We start from the raw sequence: 16,895 nt of genomic DNA, 5'->3' as shown, positions 1-16,895 counted from the left end.
CCTGGCCCATGCTGGAGGCATGGACATCCCCGAGGGAGCCGCAGCGTATCTGCGACATCTCGCGGAAGTGCGCCGCCTGTCGCCGGCCACGGTGAGGGCGTACCGTTCCGACCTCGAGGGACTGGCGGCCGCCTGCGGCGACGTCGAACTCACGGCCGTCGACCTCGAGCACCTTCGAGACTGGCTGTGGCACGCCGTCCAGCGCGGCGACAGCCGCGCCACGATCGCGCGCCGCACGGCGGCCGTCCGGGGCTTCTTCGCGTGGGCGACCGAGACCGGTGCGATCCCCGCAGACCCGAGCCTTCGCCTGGTCGCCCCGAAGCGTGGGAAGACGCTGCCCAAGGTCGCCACTGCCGACACGCTGAGCGGGATGCTCGATGCCCTGGCGGCGGCGGCCGCGGACGGCGATCCCGTCGCGCTGCGTGACCATGCGATGCTCGAGCTGCTGTACGGGGCGGCCGTGCGCGTCTCCGAGCTGTGCGGGCTCGACGTCGACGACCTGGATCACGACCGCCGCACGGCTCGGGTACTGGGTAAGGGATCGAAAGAGCGGGTCGTGCCGTTCGGGCTCCCGGCGCTGCGCGCGATCGACGCCTACGTCGTGCGAGGCCGGCCGGTGCTCCTCGCCCGGCGAGCGGACGGCCCGCCGAATCCCGCGCTCTTCCTCGGTGCCCGGGGCGGGCGTATCGGGCCGCGCGCCGTGTACGACCTCGTGTCGCGCCGGCTGGGCCCCGAGCTCGGCGCCCAGGTGGGTCCGCACGCGCTGCGCCACTCGGCCGCGACCCATCTCCTCGACGGCGGCGCCGACCTCCGCACCGTCCAGGAGATGCTCGGCCACGCGAGCCTCGGCACGACGCAGATCTACACGCACGTCTCCAGCGAGCGGCTGACGGCGTCGTACCGTCTTGCGCACCCACGCGCCTGAGCCCGTCAGCAGCAGGGGAGCAGCACTGCGCGCGGCACCCCGCCCAGGAGGACGAGCGGATTGATGTAGACACCGTCGAGTCGGACCCCGAAGTGCACCGTCTCCGCCTCGGCATGGCCGCCGGCAGACACCGTTCCCAAGGTCGTGCCCACGTCGACCGGTGTCCCGGCGCTGAGAGGGGAGTCCACCGGCTCGAGCGTCGAGACGAGACCGTCGCCGTGGTCCACGGTGATCACGCCGCGCCCCGCGACATGACCCGAGAACGCGACCACGCCGCCCGCGGGGGCGCGGACGTCGCCGTCGTCGACCGGCAGGAGGTCGATACCGCGATGTCCTGGCCCATACTCGTGCGGCGGTGCGACGAATGGGTGAATCAGGCGGAACGGGTGCACAGGCCATCGCCAGTCCCGCGCGAGCGACACGGTTCCGCCGTCGGGGCCCGGCTCAGTGACCTGCGCGTGCGCCGCCGCAGGCGACAGCGCGACGAGGACACCCACGGCGACGACGGCCGCGAGGTGCGCGGGTGACCGGCGAGATCGGAGATGCGGGATCGGTGCCGGCTTCGACATGGCAACACCCTGCCCCGCCTGAAGGAGGTGTGGATCGAAGCGACGGATTCCCGTGGACAAGCGTCGCCATCGGCAGGCGGGGGAGGAGGAGCGGCCCGGCGGCTGCTGATACACTGGGTGCGCACTCCGCATGTCGGGGTGACTCCGCGTGCCCACAGCGCCGCAAGCCCCGAGTCTGACGAAGGGTGCGGCGCGGCATCCATTCCCACCGGTCCCGGCGATCGCTTTCGAGCGAGCGCGGGGCGGGATTGAGCCGGGCACCAGGCCACGCCGGCCACGAGCCGGCGCGAGAACAACCGCAACAGGCGCGCATGCGCCGGAACAGGAGAACGGCCATGGCCGTCGTCACCATTCGCCAGCTGCTCGACAGCGGCGTCCACTTCGGACACCAGACCCGCCGGTGGAACCCGAAGGTCAAGCGCTTCATCCTCACGGAGCGCAGCGGCATCCACATCATCGACCTGCAGCAGTCGCTGACGTACATCGACAAGGCGTACGAGTTCGTCAAGGAGACCGTCGCGCACGGCGGCACCATCCTTTTCGTCGGCACCAAGAAGCAGGCGCAGGAAGTCATCGCCGAGCAGGCGACCCGCGTCGGCCAGCCCTACGTCAACCAGCGCTGGCTGGGTGGCCTGCTGACCAACTTCTCGACCGTGTCGAAGCGTCTTGCCCGAATGAAGGAGCTCGAGGAGCTCGACTTCGAGGACCCGGCCGCGAGCGGCTTCACCAAGAAGGAGCTGCTCCTCAAGAAGCGCGAGCTCGACAAGCTCCACAAGTCGCTCGGCGGCATTCGCAACCTCCAGAAGACCCCGTCGGCCATCTGGGTCGTCGACGCCAAGCGCGAGCACCTCGCGATCGACGAGGCGTCGAAGCTCGGCATCCCGGTGATCGGCATCCTCGACACCAACGCCGACCCGGACGAGTTCCAGTACCCGATCCCCGGCAACGACGACGCGATCCGCTCGGTGGGCCTGCTCACCCGCATCATCGCCGACGCCGCCGCGGAGGGCCTCATCCAGCGCCACCAGCCCACCGACGAGACCGCTGACGCGGAGCCCCTCGCCGACTGGGAGCGCGAGCTGCTCGAGCAGGGTGCCCCCGTCGTGACCGACGTCGCCGAGGTCGAGACCGTCGCGACCGAGTCGGCCGCCGACGAGGCCGGTGCCGAGGCGGCTGAGGTCGCCGAGGTCGCCGAGGCCGAGGCGACCCCCGCCGAGTAAGGCTCACACATACTCCGCCCCGGCGGGATCGCCCTGATCGAACGGTCCGGACGGTCCCGCCGAGGCATCCACGAGAATTCACACAATCAAGGAGCCGCCACCCATGGCAAACTTCACGATCGCCGACATCAAGGCGCTGCGCGAGCAGCTCGGCACGGGCATGGTCGACACCAAGAAGGCGCTCGAGGAGGCCGACGGCGACCTCGAGAAGGCCGTTGAGATCCTGCGCCTCAAGGGCGCGAAGGGCAACGCCAAGCGCGCCGACCGCTCCACGAGCGAGGGCCTGGTCGCGGCCAAGGAGGTCGACGGCCAGGTCACGATCATCGAGCTCAACACCGAGACCGACTTCGTCGCCAAGAACGACCGCTTCATCGCCCTCGCGGAGAAGGTGCTCGACGCCGCCGCGGCAGCGCACGCCGACTCAGCCGAGGCCGCCCTCGCCGCTCCGGCCGGCAGCCAGACGGTCGCCGAGCTCATCTCGGACGAGGCCGCGATCATCGGCGAGAAGGTCGAGCTGCGTCGCGTGAACACGCTCTCGGGCGACAAGTTCGAGATCTACCTCCACAAGACCAGCAAGGACCTGCCGCCGCAGGTCGGTGTCGTCCTCGCCTACTCGGGCGACGACGCCGAGACGGCTCGCAGCCTCGCCCAGCACATCTCGTTCGCGAACCCGTCGTACCTGTCGCGCGACGAGGTGCCCGAGGCCGAGGTCGAGAAGGAGCGCGAGATCGTCACCGAGATCTCCCGCAACGAGGGCAAGCCCGAGGCCGCCCTTCCGAAGATCGTCGAGGGTCGCGTCAACGCGTTCTTCAAGCAGGTCTCGCTCCTCGACCAGGACTACGCGAAGGACAACAAGCAGTCGGTCGCGCAGGTCGCGAAGGACGCCGGTCTGACCCTGACGGGCTTCGCCCGCTACAAGGTCGGCGCCTGACCTTCTGAGAAGGCCCGCATCGGCAATCCGATGCGGGCCTTTTCTCATGCCCTTCGGTAGTTTGTCGTAGACGAGAGGACCACAGTGATCAACGAGAACACCGGGCGCCGCCGCGTCCTTCTGAAGCTGTCCGGCGAAGCGTTCGGCGGAGGCCAGCTGGGTGTGAACCCTGACGTGGTCAGCCAGATCGCCCAGGAGATCGCGGCAGCGGTCGACCGTGTGGAGATCGCGGTGGTCGTCGGCGGCGGCAACTTCTTCCGCGGCGCCGAGCTGAGCCAGCGCGGCATGGATCGCGGCCGGGCCGACTACATGGGCATGCTCGGCACCGTCATGAACGCCCTCGCCCTTCAGGACTTCCTCGAGCAGGCCGGTGCCGCCACGCGCGTGCAGTCGGCGATCTCGATGACGCAGGTCGCCGAGCCGTACATCCCGCGCCGTGCGGAGCGCCATATGGAGAAGGGCCGCGTGGTCATCTTCGGCGCCGGCGCCGGGCTCCCGTACTTCTCCACCGACACCGTCGCCGCGCAGCGTGCGCTCGAGATCGACGCGCAGGAGGTTCTGGTTGCGAAGAACGGGGTCGACGGCGTGTACACCGCGGATCCGAAGAAGGATGCCTCGGCCACGCTGATCGATCGCATCACCTACCTCGACGCGCTCCAGCGCGGTCTCAAGGTCGTCGACTCGACCGCCTTCAGCCTCTGCATGGACAACCGCATGGACATGCGCGTGTTCGGCATGGAGCCCGCGGGCAACGTGACGAAGGCTCTCCTGGGCGAGACCATCGGCACGCTGGTCACGGCGTGACCGGCCCCGCGTCGATAGACTTGACCAGCCCCATCTACGCGAAGGAGACACTGTGATCGCGGACGTCTTGGCCGATGCCGGAGTGCGCATGGACCGCGCCGTCGAGGCAGCGAAGGAGGACTTCGCCACGGTGCGCACCGGGCGCGCGAACCCGCAGCTGTTCCAGAAGGTCCTCGTCGACTACTACGGCAGCCCGACGCCGCTCGCACAGCTCGCGTCGATCAACAACCCCGAAGCGCGCACGCTCCTCATCACGCCGTACGACAAGTCGGCGCTGAAGGCGATCGAGCAGGCGATCCGCGACATCCCGAACCTCGGTGTCAACCCGACCAACGACGGCAACCTCGTACGCGTCACGATGCCCGAGCTCACCGAGGAGCGCCGCAAGGAGTACGTGAAGCTCACGCGCACCAAGGGCGAGGACGCCAAGGTCCACGTGCGCGGCATCCGCCGTAAGGCGAAGGACGACATCGACGCGCTGAAGGGCGAGGTCGGCGAGGACGAGCTCGCTCGCGGCGAGAAGGAGCTCGACGCGCTCACGCGCGCGCACGTCGACGCGATCGACGAGGCGCTCAAGCGCAAAGAGGCCGAGCTCCTCGAGGTCTGAGGTCTGCCCATGACGGACGCATCCGACCCGCCGCGGAGCGACGAACCCGCCTCCCCGCAGACGCGGCGCCAGGCGGGTGAGGCTCGGCGTGCCGCCGAGCCTCACGAGGCCGGCCCCGCCCGGCAGTCGCACCTGCGTGCGGCGCGCAGCGAGCTGGAGGGCCACGTCGCCCAGGCGCGCGCGGACTTCGAGGAGGCGAACGAGCGCATCAAGGAGCGCACGGGTCGCGATCTCATCGTCGCGATCCTCATCGGACTCGCGATCGGTTCCGTCCTGCTCGGGTCGCTGCTGTTTGTGAAGTGGGCGTTCGTTCCGTTCGCGCTGGCTGCCGCCCTGCTCGCGATCTTCGAGTTCTCGCGGGCTCTGATCGCGAGCGGCCGCAGGGTCGATCTGGTCCCGCAGCTGATCGCCGGTGCGGTGGTGATGCTGTCGGCGTACTTCGTCGACTCGTGGCTGCACTGGGTTCTTCTGTTCGTCGCACTGGCATTCGTCGTGGTGTGGCGACTGGTCGGACAGATGGCGTCCCATGACGCCCGCACGTACAGTCTGGTCCTCGGCGACGTGCTCATCGCGACGTTCCTCCAGCTCTACGTCGCCTTCCTCGGCAGCCTCACCCTCGTGCTGCTCGCGAAGGACGGCGGGGAGTGGTGGGTCCTGTCGTTCATCATCGTCGCCGTCGCGGTCGACACGGGCGCTTACGCGGCGGGCATCACTCTGGGCAAGCACCCCATGGCGCCCCGCATCAGCCCGAAGAAGACGTGGGAGGGCTTCGCGGGTGCTGCGGCCGCCGCGATCCTCGCCGGCGTTCTCGTCGGGCTCTTCATGCTCGGCCTCGAGTGGTGGATGGGCGCCGTGTTCGGCATCCTGATCCTTGCCACGGCCACCGTGGGCGATCTGGGAGAATCGATGATCAAGCGCGATCTCGGGATCAAGGACATGAGCTCGTGGCTGCCCGGTCATGGCGGCGTGCTGGATCGACTGGACTCGATCCTGCTGTCGGTCGTCGCCGCGCTGACCCTCTACTACCTCTTCACTCCGTTGGTGGCATCATGACGGCATCGCAGGCGACCGCCCGAGCGTCCTTCCCCGAAGCGCGAGGACGCGAGAAGGGGTACGACAAGCAGCCCGTCGACGATTTCCTCGCGCGGGCACGCTCGTCGTTCGAGGGCGGGACGGACGCCCTCACGTCGGCCGACATCCGGCAGGTGGCGTTCCCGCTCGTGCGGCACGGCTACGCGATCGCGTCCGTGGATGCGGCTCTCGGCCGCATCGAGGACGCCTTCGCCGCTCGCGAGCGCTCGTCGGCGGTGGCGGCGACGGGCGCCAAGGCATGGGTCGGCCACACTCGCGAGCTCGCACAGGAGGTCCTGGATCGTCTCTCCCGGCCTGCGAAGGGTCGTTTCGACCGCGTGTCGCCGCTGCGCTACGGCTATCGCATCGCGGAGGTCGATCTCGTCACCGACAAGCTCGCCCGGTTCCTCGAGACCGGCGACTCGGTCACCGTCGAGCAGGTTCGCGCTGTCGCGTTCCGCATGCAGCGCGGAGGGTACCGCGAGACGCAGGTCGACGCCGTGCTCGATGCCGTCGTCGAGGTGATGCTCGCCGTCAAGTGAGACGCGCGGGTCCGTGGATGGCACGTCCTCCCGCCGGTATGCGAGAATCGGGACACTGTGACTTCTGGAAACGAGCTGTATCCGACCAGACGCGCCCGACGTCACGAGGTGGCGGCGCGGTCTGCGAGGCCGGTCGCCGTGACGGGATCCATTCCGTCGGCGCCCTCCGCACCCGCCCCCAAGCCGGCTCCGCGCTGGTCGCGCAGGCGTGGTGTGGTCGGCGCGTTCGCCGCCTTCGCGGTGCTCGGCTTCGTCGTCGCCTACATCGGTCCGACCGGACTCGCACTGGCGCAGGCGACCCCCGAGGACGAGTCTCAGGTCTCGCTCTACGCCAGCGGGCTCGGTGACGTCCAGTCCCGCGCCGGCGACGAGACCGCGGTCGATCCGGAGCCTGCCGCGCTCGATCGCGGCAACTACACGGTCTACGTGAAGCCGAAGCCCACCCCGACCGTCCAGGCCTCGACGTCGACGTCATCGGGCGGATGGCGTCCTCCGTTCGTGACGCCCGACCCGGGCAGCGCGCAGGCGATCGCCTACGACATGGTGCTGGCTCGGGGCTGGGGCGACGACCAGTTCGCCTGCCTCGTCGCGCTCTGGAAGAAGGAGTCCGGCTGGCGCGTCAACGCGTACAACGCCAGCAGCGGCGCATACGGGATCCCGCAGGCGCTGCCGGGCAGCAAGATGGCCACCGCCGGTGCCGACTGGGAGACGAACCCCGCGACGCAGATCACGTGGGGCCTCGGCTACATCGGTGGCCGCTACGGCACGCCGTGCGGTGCGTGGGACCACTCGCAGCGCACAGGCTGGTACTGACCCGTGCCGCGGTCGAACCGCCGCCGTCACGACTCGAGCGGCGACGACTCATTCGAGCGCCTGCTCGCCGGCTGGAAGCGCACCGAAGTGCGTCGTGGTATCGAATGGACGGTGCAGCCGGTCTCCGCGGCACAGGCGCAGAAGCCGTACACATGCCCCGGATGCGGTCGTCAGATCGACATCGGGGTCGCGCATCTCGTGGCGTGGCGCGCGGATGGGGTGCTGGGCGACGCGGCAGACCTCGCCGCACGCCGGCATTGGCATCAGCACTGCTGGAAGGTGGCCTGACATGGAGATCCGCGGACCGATGCAGCTGCCGGCGCGACGGGAGGACATCGAGCTCGAGACGCTCGACGGGCTGACCCTCGTCGGCGAGCTCGCCTTGCCGGAGACCCGTGACCCGGTCGCGACGCTCGTGACGCTGCATCCGCTGCCCACCGCCGGTGGATTCATGGACTCGCACATCCTCCGCAAGGCCGCGGGCCGCCTGCCCGCACTCGCCGACCTCGCGGTGCTGCGGTTCAACACGCGAGGCACCACGTCGCCGCGTGGCACCAGCGAAGGCTCCTTCGACGGTGGCCGCGCCGAGGCGTTCGACGTCGCGGCGGCAATGGACTTCGTACGCGAGCGCGGCCTCCCGCGGCCGTGGTTCGTGGGCTGGTCGTTCGGGACGGAGCTCGCCCTCAAGTACGGTCGCGACCACGGCGTCGAAGGCGCCGTGCTCCTGTCGCCGCCGCTGCACCGGGCGACAGACGAAGAGGTTGCGGCGTGGGCGGGCGATGAGCGCCGTCTGGTCGTCCTCGTCCCGGAATTCGACGACTACCTCCGACCGGATGCCGCGATCCAGCGCTTCTCGAGCGTGCCGGAGGCCGTCCTGATCCCGGTCGAGGGGGGCAAGCACCTGTGGGTGGGGGAGAACCAGACCCGCCGCGTGCTGACCGAGATCGTGGCGGCCGTCAACCCCGACGCTCTTCCGCTGCCGCTGGAGTGGCACGGATCCGCCGTGCAGGGCTGAGCGTCACCGTTCGTTCTGGCGCGGGATCACGACCTGGCGGTAGATGATCAGGATGCTGGCCGCCACCGGGATCGCGACCAGTGCGCCCAGCAGGCCCAGCAGCGAGCCGCCGGCGAGGGCCGCGATCACGACCACGGCCCCGGGGACCGCCACCGCGCGTCCCATGATGCGCGGCGAGATCACGTACGCCTCGATCTGCATGTAGATCAGGTAGTAGATCGCGGCGATCAGTGCCGTGGTGGGGGAACCCACCACGAGGCACGTGAACACGATGATGATGGAGCCGGTGAGCGTTCCCACGAGAGGGATCAGCGAGAAGAAGAAGGCGATCACCGCGAGCACCGCGGGAAACGGCGCCTTGATGATCGTGAGGAAGATCGCGCTCAGCACGCCGTTGATGAGACCGAGCGTGACCTGGCCGATGACGTAATAGCCGACGGAGTCGGTGATCTGCTCGCCGAGATCCATGAACCGTGCACGCTTGGATGCCGGCACCAGCTGGTAGACGGCGCGCTTCAGGTTCGGTGTCGAGGCGGTGAAGTAGATGGTGAGGATCAGCACGATGAAGGCGCCGGCGAACCCGGCGATGAGGGCGCCGATGATCGCGATGATGCTGCCCCCGACCTCGGAGCCGATCGCGCCGACATCGAGCGAGGCGTACCAGTCTTCGATGTAGCCCCACACCTCGTCGACGTTGAGCGCGGGGAAGACCGCGTGCAGCCAGTCCTGGATGGCACCCACGGGATCGTCGAACTCGCCCTTCTCGGCGAGATCCTGGATCGTCGCGACGAGCTGGCCGATCTGCTGGACGATGATCGGCACGATCATGAGGATGATGCCGGCGAAGACCGCGAGCACGCCCAGGATCGTGATGAGCACTGCCGCCCAGCGCGGCAGTTTGCGCCGCTCGAGCCACGCGACGATCGGGTCGAGGCCGAGAGACAGGAACAGGGCGGTGCCGACGTACAGCAGGATCGTCTGGAGGTTCTGGATGCTTCCGATGAGGAGCAGCCCGAGGCCGACACCCAGCGTCGCGAGCAGCGCTGTGCGGAACGGGTTGTGCAGCTTCATCGAGTTCCTCCTCGGATCGACGTGGCGTCGATGCATCGTTCGCCCAGGATACGCATCGGCGACGTCCAGCCTCGGGAATGGAGCCTCCCACGCGCCTCCCAGGTCGTGTTCGCTAGTCTGAACTGTCGAATCGAAGGGACGCGCCGTGTCCGCGCGCCCCGGGAAAGGTGTTCTTCGTGCGCTTCGTGTGGGCCGTGGCGGCGTTCGTGCTCGCTACCGTGATGATCGGTGCGGGCATCGCCCAGCGGACGATCTTCCAGGGACCCAAGACCGAGACCACGGCGATCTCGGTCGAAGAGCAGACTCCGTATCTCCTCATCGACGGCGCCGTGCTCAACCAGATGCCCGGCACGCAGACGCTGCGCGCCCAGACCGAAGGCGACATCTTCGCCTCCTACGGCCGCACGGCCGACCTGGAGGCATGGCTCTCCGACTCCACGTACACCCACGTCACTCTGGACGACGAAGGCGCACTGGAGACGGCGGTCGTCGAACCCGAGGTCGATGCGACCGTCGATCCCACCGCGGAAGCGCCGGCAGATGACGCCGCACCAGATGACGCCACCGCGGAAGCGCCGGCCGACGACGCAGCGGATGACGCCACCGCAGAGGCCGCCGCCGAGACCGCAGGTCGCAGCCCGGTCGGATCCGACCTGTGGCTCGACGAGTACCAGCAGACCGATCTCCTGATCGCGCCGCTGCAGCTTCCCGAGGGCATGAGCGTGCTCGTCGCCGCCGACGGCACCGCCCCCGCTCCGAGCACGGTGACGGTGTCCTGGCCGCTGCAGACCTCGACGCCGTGGGCGGGTCCGCTCATCGTCGGCGGCGGCATCCTGATGGCCGTCGGTGTGTTCCTGTACATCCTGGGTATCCGCCATGTGCGCCGCAAGCGCGGTCCGCGCCGCAAGGGCCTCCCGCTGCCGGTCACCGAGCCGATCGACATCGCGATCGACCACGACGACGACAAGGGCGTGATCAGCAGCTCTACGTCGACGCGCCGGGCCGTCGCCGCCGGCGGGCGCCGCGCGTTCGCCGTGGTGCCGGTGGTGGCCGTCTCGGCGCTGCTGTTCTCGGGCTGTTCGGCCGACGCGTGGCCGCAGCTCGGCTCCTCGCCGACCCCGTCGCCCACCGCGACCGTCATCGCACCCGACGGCCAGCAGGCACCGGCCGTGACGAAGGCGCAAGCTGAGCGGATCCTCACCCGCATCGCCTCGACGGTGGCAGACGCTGACGCGGCGATGGACGGAGACCTCGCCGACACCCGCCTCGAGGGTGCGGCGCTCGCGGCGCGCGACACGAACTACAAGCTCCGCGCGGCAGTCGCCGACTACCCCGCGCCGGCGCCGATCCTGGCCAAGCCGCTCGAGATCATCCTGCCGCAGGCCTACGACGGCTGGCCGCGTTCGGTCATCGCCGTCGCGGACGATGACGAATCGAAGACGTCGAGCATCATGGTGCTGACCCAGCAGGATCAGTGGTCCGACTACAAGCTGTCATACGTCGGAAGCCTCGAGGCCTCGACCTCGCTTCCCGACCTCGCGCCTGCCTACATCGGCGCGCCGCAGGTCGAGCCGGACTCGCCGTTCCTTCTCCTGCCGCCGAACGAGGTCGCCGCCGCATATGCCGACGTCGTCAACAAGGGTGAGGAGAGCGATTACTACGACCTCTTCGAGGCCGACGGCGACCAGCTCCGAGCCAGTATCGCGGCCGACCGCCAGCGCCGACTCGAAGAATTCAACAAGACCGCCTCGTCGACCGGAAGCCTGGAGTTCAGCTCAGCAGCCGGTGTCCAGGCGCCGTTCGCCCTGCAGACGGTCGAGAGCGGCGCGATCGTCGCGGTGAACATCAACGAGATCGACACCGTGAAGCCCACCAACGCGGATGCCGTGATCAAGGTCGACGGCAATCAGACGGTGAAGACGCTGGCCGGCGTCGACCAGTCGCAGACCGGCTTCGCGACCACGTTCAGTGACCAGGTGTTCTTCTACGTGCCGGGTCCCGGATCGAACGAGAAGATCCGTCTGCTCGGTTACTCGTCCGACATCCTCGATGCGAAGATTCTGTAGTGACCGATCCCACTCTGGGCGCCTCGCTTCGCGGTGCCGTCGACCTGTCCTCCCTCCGCAACCGTCCGGCGCCCGCCGCTCCGGGTGAGGAAGAGCCGGCCGGCGCCGGCGTGGCCGTCCCGTCGCTCGTCCTCGACGTCACCGACGAGACGTTCCCTCAAGTGCTCGAGCTGTCTCGCACGGTTCCTGTGGTCGTCGACCTCTGGGCTGAGTGGTGCGGACCCTGCAAGCAGCTGAGTCCGATCCTCGAGAAGGTCGTGGTCGAGCTCGGCGGACGCGTCGTGCTGGCCAAGGTCGACGTCGATGCGAACCCCCAGCTGTCGCAGGCGTTCCGCGCGCAGTCCATTCCGATGGTCGTCGCGCTGGTGGCGGGCCAGCCGGTGCCGATGTTCACCGGCGCCGTGCCCGAACAGCAGGTGCGCGAGGTGTTCGCCCAGCTCCTGCAGCTGGCGGCCCAGAACGGCGTGACCGGCTCCGCCGCCGTCGACGGTGATGCCCCCCAGGAGGAGCCGGCCGAGCCGCCGCTTCCGCCGCTCCACGCTGAGGCGTTCGCGGCCATCGAAGAAGGCGACTACGCCCGTGCGATCACGGCGTACGAGAAGGCCCTTGCCGAGAACCCCCGCGACGCCGAGGCCCGCGCCGGTCTGGGCCAGGTGCGCTTGCTCGACCGCGTGCAGGGCGTCGATCTGCAGGCGGCGCGTGCGGCCGCAGCATCCGCTCCTCAGGATGTCGCCGCGCAGTTCACCGTCGCCGATCTCGACCTCGCGGGCGGGCACGTCGAGGACGCCTACGGGCGCCTGCTGGACCTGTTCGCCCAGCTTCCCGCGGACGAGCGCACCCCGGTGCGCGAGCGGCTTCTTGAGCTGTTCGCTCTCGTCGGCGATGCCGACCCCCGCGTCATCGCGGCCCGCGGCCGCCTCGCTTCGCTGCTGTTCTGAGCGACCCGCACAGCGGACGGCGGCACGGCCGTCTCGTGAACGAGGGCTCCGGGTGCACCTGGAGCCCTCGTTCACGTCTGACGACGTTCAGCCGTGCGTCGGCGAGGGGATGTGCGCGTCCGTCCGATGGCGCAGCCACAGCACGCCGAGCGGCGGCAGCACGAGCGACGCGCGCCCTCCGGCCCCCGCATGGACGACGCCGAGGTTGCCGACGCCCGACCCGCCATACACCTGAGCGTCCGTGTTGAGGATCTCGTCCCAGACGCCCGTCTCGGGCAGGTCGAGCTCGTAAGACGAGATCGGGTTCCCGGAGAAGTTCGCGGCGACGACGATCGTGTTTCCGTGCCAGTCCCGTCGCGCGAACGCGATCACGTTCGGGTTCCACTTTGGGGCGCCCAGTCGCGTGAACGCCGCTCCGTCGCTGTCGCGCGCCCAGAGTGCGGACTCCTGACGGTAGACGCGGTTGAGCGCCCCGACGAACTGCTGGAGCTGTGCGTGCGTGGGCTGATCGAGCAGCCACCAGTCGAGCGAACGGCCCTCCGACCACTCCGAGAGCTGCCCGAACTCCTGGCCCATGAACAGCAGCTGCTTGCCCGGGTGCCCCCACATGTAGGCGAGGAACGCGCGCATGTTCGCGAGCTTCTGCCAGTGGTCGCCGGGCATACGGGAGAAGAGGCTGCCCTTTCCGTGGACGACTTCGTCGTGGCTGATCGGCAGCACATAGTTCTCGCTGAACGCGTAGACGAAGGAGAACGACAGCTCGCCTTCGTGATGCGAGCGATAGATCGGATCGCGCTTGATGTACTGGAGCGAGTCGTTCATCCAGCCCATGTTCCACTTGAACCCGAACCCGAGGCCGGCCTGGTTCGTCGGGGCCGTGACCCCGGGGAAGCTCGTGGACTCCTCGGCGATCATCGCGATGCCGGGGTAGCGCTTGTACGCGGTCGCGTTGACCTCCTGCAGGAAGCGGATCGCCTCGAGGTTCTCGCGTCCGCCGTGCACGTTCGGCGCCCACTCCCCGTCCTCGCGGGAGTAATCGAGGTACAGCATCGATGCCACGGCGTCCACGCGGAGACCGTCGACGTGGAACTCCTCGAACCAGTACAGCGCGTTCGCGACGAGGAAGTTGCGCACTTCGTTGCGACCGTAGTCGAAGATGTACGTGCCCCAATCGCGATGCTCGCCACGCCGGGGGTCGGCATGCTCGTACAGCGGCTCGCCGTCGAAGCGGGCGAGGGCGAACGAGTCCTTCGGGAAGTGCCCCGGAACCCAGTCCATGATGACGCCGATGCCGGCCTGGTGGAGCCGGTCGATGAGGTACCGGAGGTCGTCGGGGTGTCCGAAGCGACTGGTCGGGGCGTAGTACCCGGTGACCTGATACCCCCACGACCCGCCGAACGGATGCTCGGCGAGGGGCAGGAACTCGACGTGCGTGAAACCCTGAGCGCTCACGTAGTCGATGATCTGGTCGGCGGCGTCGCGGTACGACAGGCCCTGACGCCACGAGCCGAGATGCAGCTCGTACACCGACATCGGCCGCGACACGGGGGTGGACTTGGCGCGCTCCGCGAGCCAGGCGGCATCCCCCCACGAGTACGAGGAACGCACGACCACGGATGCCGTCGCCGGCGGCACCTCGGCGAACCGGGCCATCGGGTCCGCCTTGAGCACCCAGTCTCCGTTGCGCCCGCGGAGCTCGAACTTGTAGGCCGTGCCCTGGCCGAGGCCGGGGATGAAGAGCTCCCACACGCCGGTCGCGCCCATCGAGCGCATCGCATGGCCCTGACCGTCCCAGCCGTTGAAGTCGCCCACCACGCGCACGGCGCGGGCGTTGGGCGCCCACACCGTGAATGCGGTGCCCATCGAGCCATCGTGCTCGCGTTCGTGTGCGCCCAGCACACGCCACAGCTCCTCGTGGCGCCCCTCGCCGATCAGGTGGAGGTCGAGCTCGCCGATCGTGGGGGAGTGGCGGTACGGGTCGTCCGCGGTGAAGTCCGGACCGTCGGGGTAGGTGGTCAGCAGCTCGTACCGGGTCAGGCCTCCGGCGCGCGTGCCCTCCCAGATCCCCCCGCGCACGTGCTCGAGCGGCACCCGCGTGCCGTCGGCGAAGACGGCGGTGACGCTGCGCGCGAGCGGTCGCCGGGCGCGCACGATCCAGGTCGCGGTGCCCTCGGCATCCGTGTCGGGATGGATGCCGAGCACGGCGTGGGGATCGTGGTGCGAGCCCGTCGCGACGGCATCGAGGATCTGGTCGGCGGGCGTCATCGGGACTCCTTCACATGGAGGATGTGGACGGGCTCGGTGAACGCGTCGAGCATCACGTAGTTGTGATCCGACCATGTCCACCGCGCACCGGTGACGAGGTCCTCGACCTCGTACGGCGTACCCGGCTCGACGCCCCACACGCGGGTGTCGAGGTGCACCATCGTCTGACGCACGGAGTGGGGATCGGTGTTGACGACCACGATGATCGTGTCGCTGCGGCCGTCGGGCGACAGTGCGGCGTCGAGATGCTTGGCGTACACCAGGATCGCGTCGTCGTCGCTCCAGTGGACGCTGAGGTTGCGGAGCTGCCGCAGCGCCGCATGCGTGCGCCGGATCTCGTTCAGGCGGGTCAGGAACGGGGCGAGGGAATCGCCTCGCTCGATCGCGCCGGCCCAGTCACGGAACTTGTACTCGTACTTCTCGTTGTCGATGTTCTCTTCGGAACCGGGCCGAGCCACGTTCTCGAACAACTCGTATCCGGCGTACACGCCGTAGGTCGGGGCCGCCGTCGCGGCGATCGCCGCCCGGATGACATACGCCGGCCGACCCCCGAACTGCAGGAACTCGGTGAGGATGTCGTGGGTGTTGACGAAGAGGTTCGGCCGCATGAAGTCCGCGGTGTCATGCGCCACCGACGAGAGGAACTCCTCCAGTTCGCGCTTGGTGTTGCGCCACGTGAAGTACGAGTAGCTCTGCTGGAACCCGACAGCCGCGAGACTCTGCATGACGGCCGGTCGAGTGAACGCCTCCGAGAGGAAGATCGCGTCGGGATGCTCGGCGTTCACGGTCGTGATGAGCCACTCCCAGAACTGCAGAGGCTTGGTGTGCGGGTTGTCGACGCGGAAGATCTTGACACCCTGCGAGATCCAGTGGCGGACCACCCGAAGCACTTCGGCGTAGATTCCCGCCGGATCGATGTCGAAGTTGATCGGGTAGATGTCCTGGTATTTCTTCGGCGGGTTCTCCGCGTAGGCGATAGAGCCGTCGGGAAGTGTCGTGAACCACTCCGGGTGCTCCGTCACCCAGGGGTGATCGGGCGATGCCTGGAGGGCGAGATCGAGGGCGACCTCGAGGCCGTGTCGCTGTGCGGCACGGACGAACGCACGGAAGTCGGCGGGCGAGCCGAGCTCGGGATGGATGGCGTCGTGCCCCCCTTCCGGTGCTCCGATCGCATACGGCGATCCGGGATCGCCGGGGCCCGCGTCCAGTGTGTTGTTGCGACCCTTCCGGTTCGTCACTCCGATCGGATGGATGGGCGGCAGATAGGCGACGTCGAACCCCATCTCCGCAACCGCGGGCAGGCGCTTGGCGGCCGTGCGGAACGTTCCGCTCTTGACCGTGCCGTCCTTGAGTCGGCGGGCGCCCTCGGAGCGCGGGAAGAACTCGTACCATGCCCCGACGCCGGCTCGCTCGCGTTCGACGAGCAGTTCCATGTCGTCGCCGACTGTCACGAGCGACATCAGCGGTCGCTGCCGGAAGTATCGAGCAATCGCCGGATCCTCGACGATCGACAGCGCCGCGGCGTCGTCGACCTGGGCGTCGCGGAGAGAAGCGGCGGCGTCGGCGAGCGCCTGGCGCTCGGCTGCGGGACGGCCCCTCTCGGCAGCGGCCCGCTCGAACAGGCGGGCGCCCATCTCGCGCATGAGAGGGGCATCCACTCCTGCTGCGATCTTGAGTGACGCGGCGTGCTCCCACGTGGCGAAGTCATCGCCGAACGACTCGAAGCGGAAGCGCCAGATGCCCTGCTCGAGCAGCGCCACCTCGGTGCGCCACCGGTCCAGGCCGTCCTCGAGAGGCTCCAGGCGATGCAGCGATTCGTCGCCCGAGGGCGAGACCAGCCGCACCTGCACGCCGATGCGGTCGTGCCCTTCCCGGAACGACGTCACGCCGAACGGCACGACCTCTCCGACGAACGCCTTGGGCCGGTAATCACCCCACGGAACGGCGGGTGAGGGCTGGGCGAGCGGGATGCGCCGCGCTGCGGTGTCGGCCTCCGCCTGCCAGGCGCGGACCTTGCGGACAGGGAGGGCCGAGGCGCTCCGCCACGGACGGGAGCGC

Annotated in this window: 16 protein-coding genes; 12 read left to right on the top strand and 4 right to left on the bottom strand. The window is 69.0% G+C overall.

Annotated features, from left to right (window positions below; translation table 11 throughout):
• Positions 1 to 19 precede the first annotated feature (19 nt).
• Entirely contained in the window at positions 20 to 925 is a 906-nt protein-coding gene (locus ACEYYH_RS11540; protein ID WP_374974545.1) for a tyrosine recombinase XerC, read from the top strand.
• A 5-nt stretch (positions 926 to 930) separates the two neighbouring features.
• Here ACEYYH_RS11540 and ACEYYH_RS11535 read toward each other — a convergent pair whose 3' ends face one another.
• Positions 931 to 1,494 carry a murein hydrolase activator EnvC family protein gene (locus ACEYYH_RS11535; RefSeq protein ID WP_374974544.1) on the bottom strand — a complete coding sequence of 188 codons (564 nt, stop codon included), beginning with the start codon at positions 1,492 to 1,494 and terminating at the stop codon, positions 931 to 933.
• A gap of 335 nt (positions 1,495 to 1,829) precedes the next feature.
• Between ACEYYH_RS11535 and rpsB the strand changes: the two genes are divergently transcribed.
• The 9 genes from rpsB (at position 1,830) to ACEYYH_RS11490 (ending at position 8,497) form a co-directional block, all read left to right on the top strand.
• Entirely contained in the window at positions 1,830 to 2,714 is an 885-nt protein-coding gene (rpsB, locus tag ACEYYH_RS11530; RefSeq protein ID WP_374974543.1) for a 30S ribosomal protein S2, read from the top strand.
• A 103-nt stretch (positions 2,715 to 2,817) separates the two neighbouring features.
• A complete protein-coding gene (gene tsf, locus ACEYYH_RS11525; protein ID WP_203579638.1) occupies positions 2,818 to 3,645 on the top strand; it encodes a translation elongation factor Ts in 828 nt (275 codons plus the stop codon).
• Between the two features lie 84 nt (positions 3,646 to 3,729).
• Positions 3,730 to 4,449, top strand: a complete 720-nt coding sequence (gene pyrH, locus ACEYYH_RS11520) for a UMP kinase (protein ID WP_363432763.1) — start codon at positions 3,730 to 3,732, stop codon at positions 4,447 to 4,449.
• Between the two features lie 52 nt (positions 4,450 to 4,501).
• Positions 4,502 to 5,056: a ribosome recycling factor gene (frr, locus tag ACEYYH_RS11515; RefSeq protein WP_045297881.1), complete on the top strand. Its 555-nt coding sequence runs from the start codon at positions 4,502 to 4,504 to the stop codon at positions 5,054 to 5,056.
• 9 nt (positions 5,057 to 5,065) lie between these two features.
• A complete protein-coding gene (locus tag ACEYYH_RS11510) occupies positions 5,066 to 6,109 on the top strand; it encodes a phosphatidate cytidylyltransferase (RefSeq protein WP_374974542.1) in 1,044 nt (347 codons plus the stop codon).
• A complete protein-coding gene (locus ACEYYH_RS11505; protein ID WP_374974541.1) occupies positions 6,106 to 6,669 on the top strand; it encodes a DivIVA domain-containing protein in 564 nt (187 codons plus the stop codon). The genes ACEYYH_RS11510 and ACEYYH_RS11505 overlap by 4 nt, the downstream gene beginning before the upstream one ends.
• Positions 6,670 to 6,807: 138 nt before the next feature.
• Positions 6,808 to 7,482 carry a lytic transglycosylase domain-containing protein gene (locus ACEYYH_RS11500; RefSeq protein WP_374974540.1) on the top strand — a complete coding sequence of 225 codons (675 nt, stop codon included), beginning with the start codon at positions 6,808 to 6,810 and terminating at the stop codon, positions 7,480 to 7,482.
• Positions 7,483 to 7,485: 3 nt separating this feature from the next.
• Positions 7,486 to 7,770 (top strand): hypothetical protein, encoded by a 285-nt coding sequence (locus ACEYYH_RS11495; protein WP_374974539.1) that lies wholly within the window; start codon positions 7,486 to 7,488, stop codon positions 7,768 to 7,770.
• Position 7,771: 1 nt separating this feature from the next.
• Complete coding sequence (locus tag ACEYYH_RS11490) at positions 7,772 to 8,497, top strand: alpha/beta hydrolase (RefSeq protein WP_374974538.1); 726 nt, start codon at positions 7,772 to 7,774, stop codon at positions 8,495 to 8,497.
• Positions 8,498 to 8,500: 3 nt separating this feature from the next.
• On the opposite strand, the gene ACEYYH_RS11485 is transcribed toward ACEYYH_RS11490, so the two are convergent.
• Positions 8,501 to 9,568, bottom strand: a complete 1,068-nt coding sequence (locus ACEYYH_RS11485; RefSeq protein ID WP_374974537.1) for an AI-2E family transporter — start codon at positions 9,566 to 9,568, stop codon at positions 8,501 to 8,503.
• A 176-nt stretch (positions 9,569 to 9,744) separates the two neighbouring features.
• Here ACEYYH_RS11485 and ACEYYH_RS11480 point away from each other — a divergent pair, with 176 nt between their 5' ends.
• Both ACEYYH_RS11480 and ACEYYH_RS11475 read left to right on the top strand, forming a co-directional pair.
• The gene (locus ACEYYH_RS11480) at positions 9,745 to 11,634 is read left to right on the top strand and encodes a glycosyl transferase (RefSeq protein WP_374974536.1); all 1,890 of its coding nucleotides are present in this window, start codon (positions 9,745 to 9,747) and stop codon (positions 11,632 to 11,634) included.
• Positions 11,634 to 12,572: a tetratricopeptide repeat protein gene (locus ACEYYH_RS11475; protein ID WP_374974535.1), complete on the top strand. Its 939-nt coding sequence runs from the start codon at positions 11,634 to 11,636 to the stop codon at positions 12,570 to 12,572. Before ACEYYH_RS11480 ends, ACEYYH_RS11475 begins: the two co-directional genes overlap by 1 nt.
• An 87-nt stretch (positions 12,573 to 12,659) precedes the next feature.
• Here the strand turns inward: ACEYYH_RS11475 and glgB are convergent, their stop codons facing one another.
• Both glgB and ACEYYH_RS11465 read right to left on the bottom strand, forming a co-directional pair.
• Positions 12,660 to 14,837, bottom strand: coding sequence for a 1,4-alpha-glucan branching protein GlgB (glgB, locus tag ACEYYH_RS11470; RefSeq protein WP_374974534.1), 2,178 nt, complete (start codon positions 14,835 to 14,837; stop codon positions 12,660 to 12,662).
• Positions 14,834 to 16,807, bottom strand: coding sequence for an alpha-1,4-glucan--maltose-1-phosphate maltosyltransferase (locus ACEYYH_RS11465; protein WP_374978208.1), 1,974 nt, complete (start codon positions 16,805 to 16,807; stop codon positions 14,834 to 14,836). The genes glgB and ACEYYH_RS11465 overlap by 4 nt, the downstream gene beginning before the upstream one ends.
• Positions 16,808 to 16,895: the final 88 nt, after the last annotated feature.

The organism is Microbacterium trichothecenolyticum (genome assembly GCF_041938625.1).
GTDB lineage: Bacteria > Actinomycetota > Actinomycetes > Actinomycetales > Microbacteriaceae > Microbacterium > Microbacterium trichothecenolyticum_D.
Note: the sequence above shows the minus strand (reverse complement) of the source record. Positions and strands in the feature narration are given on the sequence as shown.

Coding starts and splice junctions, on each gene's coding strand:
- ACEYYH_RS11485 (WP_374974537.1), bottom strand. CDS start 9,568: ATGAAGCTGCACAACCCGTTCCGCACAGCGCTGCTCGCGACGCTGGGT.
- ACEYYH_RS11505 (WP_374974541.1), top strand. CDS start 6,106: ATGACGGCATCGCAGGCGACCGCCCGAGCGTCCTTCCCCGAAGCGCGA.
- rpsB (WP_374974543.1), top strand. CDS start 1,830: ATGGCCGTCGTCACCATTCGCCAGCTGCTCGACAGCGGCGTCCACTTC.
- ACEYYH_RS11510 (WP_374974542.1), top strand. CDS start 5,066: ATGACGGACGCATCCGACCCGCCGCGGAGCGACGAACCCGCCTCCCCG.
- ACEYYH_RS11490 (WP_374974538.1), top strand. CDS start 7,772: ATGGAGATCCGCGGACCGATGCAGCTGCCGGCGCGACGGGAGGACATC.
- ACEYYH_RS11535 (WP_374974544.1), bottom strand. CDS start 1,494: ATGTCGAAGCCGGCACCGATCCCGCATCTCCGATCTCGCCGGTCACCC.
- glgB (WP_374974534.1), bottom strand. CDS start 14,837: ATGACGCCCGCCGACCAGATCCTCGATGCCGTCGCGACGGGCTCGCAC.
- ACEYYH_RS11540 (WP_374974545.1), top strand. CDS start 20: ATGGACATCCCCGAGGGAGCCGCAGCGTATCTGCGACATCTCGCGGAA.
- tsf (WP_203579638.1), top strand. CDS start 2,818: ATGGCAAACTTCACGATCGCCGACATCAAGGCGCTGCGCGAGCAGCTC.